This is a genomic window from Catellatospora sp. KI3, from assembly GCF_029948125.1.
Classification (GTDB): domain Bacteria; phylum Actinomycetota; class Actinomycetes; order Mycobacteriales; family Micromonosporaceae; genus Catellatospora.
Genome location: NZ_JASAMB010000025.1, coordinates 25,705 through 38,034, shown reverse-complemented (window position 1 = coordinate 38,034; position 12,330 = coordinate 25,705). Strand labels below are relative to the sequence as shown.

8 protein-coding genes and 1 pseudogene are annotated in these 12,330 nt (G+C 69.9%); 5 read left to right on the top strand and 4 right to left on the bottom strand.

What is annotated here, in order from left to right; translation table 11 throughout:
- Positions 1 to 543: an NUDIX domain-containing protein gene (locus tag QEZ54_RS30295; protein ID WP_281308155.1), complete on the bottom strand. Its 543-nt coding sequence runs from the start codon at positions 541 to 543 to the stop codon at positions 1 to 3.
- Positions 544 to 624: 81 nt separating this feature from the next.
- Positions 625 to 1,344 carry a hypothetical protein gene (locus tag QEZ54_RS30290; RefSeq protein WP_281308154.1) on the bottom strand — a complete coding sequence of 240 codons (720 nt, stop codon included), beginning with the start codon at positions 1,342 to 1,344 and terminating at the stop codon, positions 625 to 627.
- 194 nt (positions 1,345 to 1,538) lie between these two features.
- Between QEZ54_RS30290 and QEZ54_RS30285 the strand changes: the two genes are divergently transcribed.
- The 5 genes from QEZ54_RS30285 to QEZ54_RS30265 all read left to right on the top strand — a co-directional run bounded on the left by QEZ54_RS30285 (position 1,539) and on the right by QEZ54_RS30265 (position 10,531).
- Positions 1,539 to 2,540 carry a hypothetical protein gene (locus QEZ54_RS30285; RefSeq protein ID WP_281308153.1) on the top strand — a complete coding sequence of 334 codons (1,002 nt, stop codon included), beginning with the start codon at positions 1,539 to 1,541 and terminating at the stop codon, positions 2,538 to 2,540.
- 1,649 nt (positions 2,541 to 4,189) lie between these two features.
- Entirely contained in the window at positions 4,190 to 6,967 is a 2,778-nt protein-coding gene (locus QEZ54_RS30280; RefSeq protein ID WP_281308152.1) for a hypothetical protein, read from the top strand.
- Positions 6,964 to 7,734 carry a hypothetical protein gene (locus QEZ54_RS30275; protein WP_281308151.1) on the top strand — a complete coding sequence of 257 codons (771 nt, stop codon included), beginning with the start codon at positions 6,964 to 6,966 and terminating at the stop codon, positions 7,732 to 7,734. Before QEZ54_RS30280 ends, QEZ54_RS30275 begins: the two co-directional genes overlap by 4 nt.
- A 96-nt stretch (positions 7,735 to 7,830) precedes the next feature.
- Positions 7,831 to 8,247, top strand: a complete 417-nt coding sequence (locus QEZ54_RS30270; RefSeq protein ID WP_281308150.1) for a hypothetical protein — start codon at positions 7,831 to 7,833, stop codon at positions 8,245 to 8,247.
- A 1,177-nt stretch (positions 8,248 to 9,424) separates the two neighbouring features.
- Positions 9,425 to 10,531: a S8 family serine peptidase gene (locus QEZ54_RS30265; RefSeq protein WP_281308149.1), complete on the top strand. Its 1,107-nt coding sequence runs from the start codon at positions 9,425 to 9,427 to the stop codon at positions 10,529 to 10,531.
- Here QEZ54_RS30265 and QEZ54_RS30260 read toward each other — a convergent pair.
- Positions 10,475 to 11,281, bottom strand: coding sequence for a pseudouridine synthase (locus QEZ54_RS30260; protein ID WP_281308148.1), 807 nt, complete (start codon positions 11,279 to 11,281; stop codon positions 10,475 to 10,477). The genes QEZ54_RS30265 and QEZ54_RS30260 overlap by 57 nt on opposite strands.
- Positions 11,268 to 11,924 (bottom strand): annotated as a pseudogene (gene scpB / locus QEZ54_RS30255) (SMC-Scp complex subunit ScpB); the annotation flags it as partial. The pseudogene scpB and the gene QEZ54_RS30260, both read right to left, overlap by 14 nt.
- Between the last annotated feature and the right edge of the window lie 406 nt (positions 11,925 to 12,330).

The following is a 12,330-nucleotide window of genomic DNA, read 5'->3' as shown; positions in this document are numbered from 1 at the left end:
TCAGCCCAGCCGGCGCAGCGCGTTGGCGACGACCCGGTCGGTGTCGGTGCCCAGCGGCGCGGGCAGGGCGGCCGGGTCGAACCAGCCCAGCTCGTGCGACTCCTCGCTGACCTGCGCCTCGGCGTGCGGCGGCGCGTACACCAGGAAGATCACGTCGTGGTGGCGGTTGGCTCGGCCGCCGCACGGCACCTCGTGCACGTCGACGTCGACCGGCACCGGGTCGACGGTCAGTCCGGCGATCCCGGACTCCTCGGTCGCCTCCCGCAGCGCGGCCCCGGCCATCGTGTGGTCGCCGGGCTCGCAGTGGCCGCCGACCTGGCACCAGATGTCGTGCTTGCCGTGCAGGCACAGCAGCACCCGGCTGCGGTCGTGCGACACGATCACCGCACTGGCGGTCACATGGCCCTCGGGATGCGGCTTGGCCATCACCTGCGGTCCCAGTTCGAGCAGGTCGAGGGTGCGGCGCCAGTCGGTGTGCGCGTCGGCGGGCGGCTGCCATCCGGTCAGCAGGGCGAGCGCGTCGGCGTGCAGGGTCTCGTTCACCCGGCTGATGGTAGACATCTGCGGCCCCGCCCGTTCGGAGCCTGTGGATAACTCGCCGACCAGCCAGAACCGCGACTGTCGTCAATCCTTGACGAGGATCGCCGCCCGGATCTCGCGGAGTGCGGCGGCGCTGGCGTCCTTCGTACGCCCGCCGTAGAAGAGCCCGACCCCGACGCTGCCGTGGTCGAACCACGCGCACACCACCACCGCGGTGCCCTGGTCGTCACGGGTGTCGCCGCAGCGCAGCTGCGCGTCGCGCGCTTTCAGCTGGTACGACCGCACGTCGGTGACCCGGCCGTCGCCCAGCCCGCCGATCGCCTTCTTCATCTCCGCGGCCGGATCCCAGACCAGCCGGGTCGCCCCGAACACGACCACGGGCCGCCCGGCGTCGGCGGGATCGTTCAGCTTCGCCGCGAACGCGCCGTCGGCGCCCTGCTCCGCCTTGATCCGCGCCACGATCTTGGCAGCCTGGGCGCGGACCTCGGGGTCGGGGTCGACCACGAACCCGGCGATGCGACCGTGGATCTCGGCGTGCACGGGGAACTGCGCCCGGATCGGCTCGGTCACCACCGCGACCAGGGCGCAGGCGGCGAGGCTGAGCACGGCGAGCACGCCCAGCACCCACGGCCAGCGGCGGCGACGCGGCCGCTCGACGTACACCACCTGGGGCTGCGGCAGTACGCCGGTGGGCTCGGGCCGGGGCGGCAGGCCCACCATGCCGACGTAGTTGATGGCGGTGTCGTCCTGCCCGGCCCACGGGTCGACCGCGGGCGGCAGCGGCCGCGTTGGGCGCTCGGTCACGCGCGGCACTGTACCGAGCCCGCGCTCGCCCCGGCAGGGTCGGCCGGAAAGCCTTACCTGATCCCAACATTCGTCCAGGCGGGCAAAGTTTCTCAGCACAACTCACCGTAATTCGCCCTAAATCGGGGCGGAGCTGGAAGAAAACTGAGCACAACCCTTTTGACCTGCGGTTTTGCGTCTCTACTATTCCCGGCATGCCCCCGCGTGACCCCCGTGAGCTGCCCTTTGGCGAACAGGCGTCGTTCCGGCGCGCCACCGCCCCCGCAGCGCTCCAGCCGACCGCCCTCGTCCGTCCGCGCACCTCCGGCGCCGTAGCCCCGGCCCGGCGCGGCCGTCACGGCGGATACGAGCCCGCCCACCGGGCGACCCCCACCGCGCTGCAGCGCGCCGTGGCACCGCTGCTCACCACCGCCGCACTGGTCGGCGTGGGCACGTTCGCGCTGCTCAGTGGCGCCAACGGCGGCAGCACCGACCCGGACGCGGCGGCGCAGCCCGCACCGACGCTGACCGTGGAGCGGGTCGCCACCACCGACGACAACGGCAGCCGGTCGCTGCTGCGCCGCTCGCCCAACCTGGCCGGACCCGCGCCGAGCAGGTCCCCGTCGCCGAGCGCCTCGCCCAGCCCCAGCGCCTCCCCGACGCTCAGCCCCTCGCCCAAGCCCAAGCCCAAACCGAGCAGGTCGGCGACGCCGAAGCCGACGGCCGCCAGCAAGCCCTCCCCCAAGCCGACGCCGAAGCCCAAGCCGACCAAGCGCGTGGTCAGGCCGGTCGCGGGCCTGGACCAACTGCAGATGGACAACGCCGCGGCGATCGTCAAGAAGGCGCAGAACATGGGCCTGCCGAAGCGGGCCATGGTGATCGCGGTGGCCACCGCCATGCAGGAGAGCGCGCTGTACAACCTGGCCAGCTACGCGGTCCCCGAGTCGCTGGACTACCCGCACCAGGGCACCGGCGCCGACCACGACTCGGTCGGCCTGTTCCAGCAGCGGGCCAGCGGCAGCTGGGGCACCGTCCAGGAGATCATGACGCCGTCGTACTCGGCCGGCGCGTTCTACGCCGTGCTGGTCACCGTCGACGGCTGGCAGAACCTGCCGCTGACGGTGGCGGCCCAGTCGGTGCAGATCTCCGCCTTCCCCGACGCGTACGCCAAGCACGAGGACAACGCGACCACGGTCGTCGACGCGCTGCTCGGCTGACGTTCCAGTCCCTCCCCGGCGGGTTATCCACAGGCGCGAACGAGTTCGTGACGCGCGGCACCGGAGTCGATTACGGTCACGCCAGGGGCTCCTGGGGAGGGACTGACATCGATGCCCGCGTTAGCGTCTCCGATTCCACATCCACTCACATTCTTCGATACGCCTGATTGGGCGCACACCGCGCTGGAATGGGTCGTCGGGGTCGACTGGCCCGAAGGCGACGAGTCCGCCATGCGCGAGCTGGCCGACGGCTGGCACGCCGCCGGGCAGGCCATGGGGCCGCTGCTCGACGACGCCGACGACGCGGCGCTGGCCGCGATCGCCGCCAACGGCGGTGCCGACGGCGAGGTCGCCACCGCCATCCGCGACCTGTGGGCGCAGCTCGGGCGCGGCGGCGACCAGGCCGCGATCGGTGCCGTCACCGACCTGCTCGGCGAGTTCGGCACCCTGCTCGACGCGGGCGCCAACGACGTCGAGGGCGTGAAGATCGAGTTCTACGTCGAACTCGGCCTGCTGCTCATCGAACTGATCACACTGGCCGCGACCGCCACGGTGACCCTCGGGGCGTCGATGGCCGGCGCGGGCCCGGCGATGCTGGGCACCCGCTTCGCGATCCACCAGGCGCTGAAGGCCGCCGCCAAACGGCTCGTCGAGCGCGGCGCCCGCAAGGGCCTCACCGACCGGCTCAAACACGCCGTCCGCGACCGCATCGCCCAGCGCGTCCGGTCCAAGGTCGCGCTGGAGATGGGCGAGGAGGCCGTCGAGGAGGCGGTCCAGGAGTCCGTCACCTCGCTGGGCACCCAGCTCTACCAGGTTCAATCCGGCAACCGCAGCGGCCTCGACGGCTCCGACCTGCTGACCTCCGCCGGGTACGGCGCACTGGGCGGCGCCGTCGGCGGCCTCGCCTCCCTGGGCCGCCGCCACGGCGCAGGACTGCTCGGCAGCTACGCCGAGCACTCGCTGCGCGGGGCGGGCGGCGAGATCCTGGCCGAGAGCGCCGTCGGCCTGGCCAGCGGCCAGGGCGTCAGCCTCCAATCCCTCGGTATGGCCGCGACCTCGGCCACCACCGGCGCCGTCACCGGCAACACCCAGCACCTGGCCAACCACCACCTGGCCGCCGCGCACCTACCGGACCTCGACGGTGTCGAGCTCGCCGACCTCCACCCGGGCGGCCTCTCCGCCGCCGCGGCAACGGCGTTCGACGCCTCCGGGGTGACCGGAGAGCCGCGGCCGGCCGACTCCGGCCTCCCGCCCGCCGCCGGACCGCCAGAGCCTCAGCAGCAGCAGCCGGAACCGGAGCCGCGGGAAGCCGCCTTGGGGACTGCTCCGGAACACACCGATCACGCTGTGGCTTCCGTGGGCGGCACGAGCCAGAGCCCGCCGCCCAGTGGCGCGCCACATGCGGTCGGCGCGGTCGGTGAGCAGGCCATCGCCTCCTCCGCCATGGCGGTGGATCCGGCTCCGGCCGCCCCGGTCGGTTCGGTCGGCACGGTCGGCACGGTCGGCACGGTCGGCACGGTCGGCGCCGATGCCAGCCTGCCGGAGCTGCGGCAGAGCAGCATGGACCCGGCGACTGCCGCAGCGGACGCGCACGCCCCGTTCGGCCATCCCGGCTCTCATCCGGCAGTGCGTCCACGCAGGCGGGACCGGTGCTGGCCGATGCCATGTTCGGCGACCCGGCGGGCGGCAGGTTCGCGGGGCTCGACGTCGGCAGCGCCACCGCGCGCGATCTCAACCTCGACCCGAAGGAGCTCAGCCAGGACCGCGCGCGCATCGCCGCGGCACTGCCGCAGACGGTGCTGCTGCCGCCGACCGAACTCAACTACACCCAGCGCGCGGCAGCGGTGAAGGTGAACAATCAGACCTCGGTCGCGCTGGAGACCGGGTACGCGCTCGACCGCTGGTCCGGCCTACCCATCCACGCCGTACGCTGGGGCGACGGCAGCCTCGCCGCGCTGGACAACGAGCGGCTGCGCGCCGCCCGGCGGGCCGGGCTGGACCGGGTGCCGGTCGCGGTACACGGGCCCTCGGAGCGGCTGTCGGACTGGCCGCACGAATTCACCGCCAAGCAGCTCGCCGCGCTCGCCCCGACCGTCGACATCCGACGGCGCCCCGACGGCAGCCTGGCCGTCGGCGGCAGCACCGGCGAAGTCGTCCACCCGCGCGGGGTGCCGCCGCGCACCTGGGGCGAGCTCGCCCTGTTCCAGGCCGCCCAGCAGCGCAGCCTGCTGCCGACCCAGCTCTACGGCACCAGCCACGAACCGATGCTGCTGCCACCGCCACCGTCGCAGCGGCGCCCGCTCGGGCAGCGCGTCCAGGCGGCACTGCGCAACCTGATCCGGGGCGCCGAGCAGGCGGCGCCGGTGGTCGAGGCGGACCTGCGCGGGCTCGGGCTCGCCACCGCCGGGCAGCCGCACGTCATGTCGTACGAGACCCTGGCCGCCACCTTCCTCGACCAGAACGACCGATTCCACCAGGACCTCGACGCCTTCGTCGCCGACCACGGCGACCGGGTGCTGCGCCTGACCGTCGAACTGCCCGGCGGCGCCGGCTACCCCGACGGCGTCGAGTCGTCGCTGGCCGCGATGCTCGAACGCGGCTACGGCCAGGACGGACCGATCCGCAACCTGTGGGCCGACGGCAACCCCCGGTACGGCGTCGAGGCGACTCTGCGCACCCCGCAGGGCCAGCGGTTCCAGCTGCGGTTCACCACCGCCGCCGCGCTGGAGGCCGACCGGCGCACCGAGAGCCTGCACGAGGTGCTGCGGCGCGACGACGAGCGCCCGGCCCGGCGCGTACACGCGCTGCTGCAGATCATGGCGGTCAACCGTGAACTCGGCCTCGACGCGACCCTGGCGAGTACGCCCGCGGGCTGGCCCGCACCGCAGCGCACCGGCCTGGCCGGCTGGATCACCGAGAACCGAGCAGACTGGGCCGACTACCAAGCGTGGTTGGATTACCACGGCCGCGGCTTCCCCGACGTCGTCGCGGAGTTCGGCCTCACCAGCGCAGACCTGATGAAGGGGACCGATGGACACCCAGCGCGAGCTGTACTACTACGCGCTCTATCGCACGGCGCAGGGCTGGACGGCGGGCGAGCCGCCGATCAACATCATGGTGGAGACGACGGAACCGGGCCAGGAGTACCGCTACCACGCCATGCTGTGGAGCCACCGGAACCGGGGCTGGGACTACGACCCGGCGGGAGCGCGGCGGATCATGCGGGACGAGGCGTACCGGGAGCGGCGGCTGCCGATCGACCGGGCGCAGGCCGAAGCGGCGACGCCGGGCTTCACGGACGGGGAGCTGCTGCCGGACGAGGACACGATCCGGTGGTTCTTCCAGTGGCAGGGGAACCCGCCCCGGAGCTGACCGCCACCTGGGCACAGGCCGGGCACCTGCTGCCCGGCGACGGCTCGGGCTACCGCGTACACCCGGACGAGGCCGACCACCTGCGTGTCGTCCCCGACGCGGTGGTCCGCTGGGCCGCCCGCATCGCCCCGCTGGGCATGACCGAGACCCAGTTCCGCCGGTTCGCCGCCACCCTGGCCGAAGCTCTCGCCGCTCGCGGAGTCACCACCGACCAGGTCGACGCCCGGTTGAAAGGCTCGTCGGCAGAGTTCTTCTCCGGCCCCCACAAGGCCATGCCGCACGAGAGCGACCCTGACTACGTCAAATCAAGGTATTCGTACCTCCCCGGGAGGCTGCGGTCCTGGTTCGCCGCCCGCCAGCGGCCGATGCGACGGCCGTTCGACTCCATGTACCGGCTCGGACTCGACAAGGACCCCAGCGACTACGACCTGCAGTTGTCCAGCGATGCCATGGCGGCTCGAACCGCGCAGATCCGCCGCCTGTTCTTCCCCGACTCCCCGCTCAGCAACGACAAGTACAACTTCCTGAACAAGTCGAGCGTCGAGCTGGCCTTCCCGGAGCTCTACCGCTGGGCCCGCGTCTGGGAACTGGAGACAGGCCGCGAGGTGGCCCCCGCCGTGTTCGTCTCGGCCGGACCCCCGGACAAGTCGCCAGAGCAGTCGTCGCACTTCCGCGACACCGACTGGGTCGTCGACCTTGCCCCCGGGCCCGGTGCCTCCGAACGCGCCGGACGCCGCGCCGCCGCGCTGACACTGCCCGAGTTCGCGGCCGCGGTGCGACGGCTCCAGACCGCGGGTGCCGACGCCGCGGTCGACCCAGACGCGCTCGTACGCGCCGTGAGCGAAAACGACGACGCGGTCGACCTGCTGCTCGACTCCCCGACACTGCGACGGGCGCTGACCGACCAGCCCGACGTCCTGCTGCGGCTGTGCCGGACGCCGCAGGCCACGGCCGCGCTGCATCACGCCGTGTTCACCCGGGACACCCCGACCGACGACACCCTGACCGCGATCGCCGACCGCCTGCGCGCCGACCTCCCCGGGAGCAACCAGTGACCATCCAGACCTCGTTCCCGCCGTGTGGACCAGCCGAGATGCTGGCCAGGCTGCGAGCGGTCACCGTGCACCTGCGCGGCACCCTCACCGCCCAGACGCTGGCCGAACTGTGCCGGCCCCTGTCGCTGCGTCCGGTCGCGGACCCGCAGGACGGCAGCGTCGAACTGCTCGCCTCGCGTGAGCTGCCCGTCGCGGACTGCCGGGGGCGGCTTGAGCTGTTGCGGGGTACCGCCGACGGGCGCTGGGCGGTGGACCTATGGGTCGACCGGCTGCGGGTCAGTGCCGCCGAGCCGCCACTGGTCGACGACGAGACGGTACGGCAGCACCTGCAGGAGCTGATCCAGGCCGTGATCGTGGTGTGCGAGCACTTCGGACTGGAGCTGGCAGACATGGGGGTACGGCCGGACGTGCCGATCGCGGACAGTGCGACCGAGCCGCAGCCGCGGCGGTGGCTGCTGCGGTTCCGGCATGTGATGACACCGGCGGCGCTGGAGACGTTGCGGGGGCGGATGGGGATGCTGCCTTATGGGGAGCTGGGGGTTGTGCAGGACGTGATGTTCGGGGATGTGTTGACGGCGGTGGGCGGGGAGGGGGTGGTGGTGGATCTGACGCGTACGCCGGGGACGGACTGGTGGTGTCTCGGGGTGGCCATGTTCTCGGCTCGGGATGCGGCAGTGCTGGGGAGGGAGGTGGCGTCGCTGGTGGAGCAGGGGAAGCGGGCCATCATGGAGATCGGATCCACTGTGGATTCATACGAGACGCGATGAACAGCAGCATGGCTGTACTGAGGGTGGCCGATCCGTTACTCTGCCCGATGGCCAGGGGCAGCGAGAAGTACAGAACGTTCGCAGGGGGAGGCGACGATGTCTGACATACCAACGACACGGCAGGTCAGGGTGGACTTGGCGGGGTTGCGCGAAGTCGGGGCCGAGGCGCGGCGCCAGGCTGGCGACCTGGCACCCGGACTCGATCGGTGCAATGTCCTACTGCATCAGGAAGTTCGATTCGGGCTGAGATCTCCCAGCGGCTTCGCCTACGCGGCGCGCTACCAGTTGGCGAACGCCATCGGGCAACACTATGCCAATGGGGTACAGCACCTCGCCGGCGCAAAGGCGCTGACCGCAGCCATAGACCACATCTTGGCGAGCTACGCGCACGCTGATGAACTTTCGGTCGCCAAGGTTGATGCCCTCCAACGAATCATCTCAGACGCTATGGCCGCCGCAGCACCAACACGACAGTTCGATGTCGATGAGCATCAACATGGGGACGTCGCATGACCGAGAGCAAGACTCCCGGAGACACAACCGTGCATCGGCCCGGCGACACCTGGTGCACCGACTGGTCGGCGTATGACGTACCCAGGATCTGGGACAGCCTGAACGACCACGATCAAGAAGCTGCTCATACATGGGACCAGGTCAAAGGCTTCGAACGACTCAGTCAACTCCTGGACGAGCATGCCAAACGTCTGATGATGCAACGTGAGGCCGTACTTCAAGCGTGGCCTCCGTCGTCGAATCCAGGATCGGTCGCCCTCGTCGCTGTCATTGACTATCAAATAAAAGCCATGGTTGAGGATGCCACCGCAGCGGCCACTACAGCTCGAGCGCTCGACGGCATCATGCGGACTCTTACAGAGGCGAAGAAGCAAATCGAACCATTGGCGCGGAGATGGTTCTCGCTCGGGTCGAGCCGAAATCCGCGTCCTGGCCCTTTCTGGAACTCGACCACAAGCCACCTCAACGACCAAGCACAGGTAATCATGGGAAAGGCAGACGGCGCGGTAAACGAGTACCGCTCCAGAATTGCGCCGCCGCCCCCCGCACAGGAACTTTTCCGAAGCGAACTCGACGCCAGTCGCGACGAGCCTCCACCTGGCACGCAAAAGGGGCCGGGGCGACCCACGCTTCCCCGGTCATTGACCGTTCCGCCCGTGCCGGGCCGCTCTCCGGTCTTAGGCCCCGAGCCCGAATTGGAAGGAATCCCGACTCCCGTACCGGCTATTCCGGGACAACCTGTCTCCATGTTGCCGATTCCGCCAGGAAGCGCATACCTTCCAGGCGGAGGAGCCTATGTGCTCCCCGGTCCCGGAGTTGGGCAAAGAGGATTTGTGGTTCCGATGGCTGGTCAGTCAGCAGCCAGTGGATCGAGCAGCAGCTTTTCGCGGACCGGCTCGGGCGGCACGATGATGCCCATGCCAGTTGGAGGCGGGTCCCCCATGGCGCAGCGCAACGGTGGCGGATCGACCTACCGTCGCTCACCGGACACGACCTGGCCAGTTGCACAGGGCGTCCCGCCTGTTATCAACTCTGAATCGAGGCCAGGGCTCGAACCAGACCCGGAGCATGAGGCTGCTTTCAAAGACTGGTACACGGAGTTGGCGATGCCGTGGCGGATGGACGGTGATTCCGGCCCTGCACCTACGGTAATCATTAGACGAGGAGCAGACGATCAGTGAGCCGCTCGAAGCACATACCTTTCAGGGTTGCGCTTGCCACTTCCGTCATCGCGGCCAATCTTGCGGTCGGCCAGATCGCGGCGGCGGCAGATCAAACGTCAGACGGCCAGTGGTTCCACGGATTCCTTCACACCGCACAGGCTCAGAAAACATCACGCGGAGCGGGTGTCGTTGTCGCAGTCATCGACACCGGCGTTGCTCATCACGGCGATCTCGATGCCGCCGTCAGTGACGGCCTGGACCTCACCGGCCTGGGCTCTGACGATGGCCGCACCGACCTGGTAGGTCACGGTACGGCCATGGCAGGTTTGATCGCCGCTTCCGGCAGGGTGAACGGAATCGCTCCAGCCGCGAAGATCATCTCAGTGCGAGCCACCGGCCTGGGGAACGGCATCGGCGCTGGAGGCCGAATCGAGGAGGGCATTCGATGGGCCGCTGACCATGGTGCCACAGTCATCTCGATCTCGCTGGCCACCGTTTACACCCCCGAGGTCGACCGCGCCATTCAGGAAGCCATGGCAGCGGACATCGTTGTGGTCGCTGCCATCGGAAACTCACCTCCAGACGTAGCCGCGACCTACCCCGCTGCACTCCCCGGTGTTGTGGCCGTTGGCAGCGTCGACCGGGCCGGCAGACACTCGCCTAGATCTGTCGTATCTCCAAAGGTTGTGGTCTCCGCACCGGGAGTTGATATCTCCAGCACTTATAAAGACGGCCGTTACTCCTATGGCACCGGCACTTCCAATGCCACTGCGATCGTCGCAGGCGCCGTGGCGCTTGTCCGATCCAAGTATCCCAACATGCCCGCCACCGAAGTCATCCACCGCCTGACGGCCACCGCCACGGACAAGGGGCCCAAGGGGCGGGACGACCAGTACGGCTACGGCGTCATCAACCTCGTCGCCGCCCTCACCGCCGACGTCCCCCCGCTCACCCCTTCCGCGGCTCCGAGCACCGCCCCGTCCACCGCACCAAGCAAGAATGCCGAGGCCCCAGCGGACGAACCGCTGAACCTCGGCATCCTGCTGGCCGGTCTGGCCGGTCTACTAATCCTCGTAGCCCTCATCGCCGGCGCCGTCATCCTCGCCAGCCGCCGCAGATGAAGCCCCACGCTTCCGGTCGACGAGCTTGAACAGGGCCGCCGTCTCCCCGGCATTGAGCCGACGATGGCGGCCCGCCCGCAGGTCACCCAGCTTGATCGGCCCGATCGCCGTACGCACGAGCCGCTGCACCGGGAACCCGACCGCGTCGAACATCCGCCGTACGATCCGGTTGCGTCCTTCGTGCAGTGTCACCTCGACCAGCGCCAGCTTGTCGATCGCCTGCACCAGCTTGAACCCGTCGAGCCGCGCGGGCCCGTCCGACAGCTCGACTCCGGCCAGCAGGTCCCGACCGACCGCCCGCGGCAGCGGCCCCACCAACTCCACCAGGTACGTCTTCGGCACCTCGTACGACGGGTGCATGAGCTTGTGCGCCAGCCCTCCGTCGTTGGTGAGCAGCAGCAGCCCTTCACTGTCGGCGTCGAGGCGCCCCACGTGGTACACGCGCGTCGTGAGGTTGCCGAGGTAGTCCGCGACCGCCTCGCGCCCCTTGTCGTCAGCCATCGTCGACAGGACGCCGCGGGGCTTGTTCATGGCCAGGTACACCAGGCGGTTGTCGGTGACGATGCGCTGCCCGTCGACATGGATGATGTCGTTGATCGGATCGGCCTTGTCGCCGAGCTTGGCGACCTTGCCGTTCACGGTGACGCGCCGTGCGGCGATCAGCTCCTCGCTGGCCCGCCGCGACCCGACACCGGCGGCGGCCATCACCTTCTGCAGGCGATCCAGGCCCTCGGTGTCAGCGCTGCTCATCGGCGATCTCCTCAACGTTGTCAGGCAGGAACGGTGCCAGTGGCGGAAGCTGCTCGACCGAGTCGAGCCCGAGCTTCTCCAGGAACAGGGTGGTGGTGCGGTAGAGGAACGCGCCGGACTCGGGCTCGGTGCCGCACTCTTCGATCATCCCTCGGGTGACCAGGGTACGGACGACACCGTCGCAGTTCACACCGCGGATGGCCGAGATCCGCGAACGGGTGACCGGCTGCTTGTACGCGATCACCGCCAGCGTCTCCAGCGACGCCTGCGTCAGCCGCAGCTGCTGCCCGTCGAGCACGAACCGCTCGACATACGGCGCGTAGTCGGCGCGCGTGTAGAGCCGCCAGCCCCCAGCCGCGCGGCGAAGATCAAAACCTCGGTTCTGCCGCGTGTACGCAGCAGACAGCTCGATCAGCGTCGCGGCGATCTCCTCGGCGGGCGTGTCCAGCACCTGCGCCAGCGTCAGCTCGCTCACCGGCTCATCCACGACCAGCATGATCGCCTCAAGAGCCGGCACCAGATCCAGCGGCGACAGCCCGGGCGGCGCAACCCCCAACTGCGCCGCCACACCGACCTGATCCGCTACGCCACTCTCAGCCCCGGCAGTAGCACCAGACGGCGACCCGCCGCTCGGATCCCCACCGAAGACGACCGCATCAAACGCCGCGCTGTCCACCGTCTCGATCCCGGCGACTTCGTCATCACCGGCAACGCCACCAGCATCATCGCCACGAGCACCCTGCTCAGCAGCGCCCGCTTCAGCGGCATTCGCGGCGGCAGCGTCATCGTCACGAGCACCCTGCTCAGCAGCACCCGTTTCAGCGGCATTCGCGGCGGCGGCGGCTCCGTCAGCATTCCCCGAGGCAGGGTCCCCATCAGCAGCATCAGTAGTGGCGGCATTCCCGGCCACAGCATCCGCGCCAGCGTTGTCCCCGTCGGCGGAGTCTGCAAAGGCAGCGGCCGCGAAATCAGAAGGTGCAGCGGCTGCGGACTCGAGGTTCGGTGACCGACCGGCGACGGCCTCGGCAGCGACCTGGCGTTCACCGGAC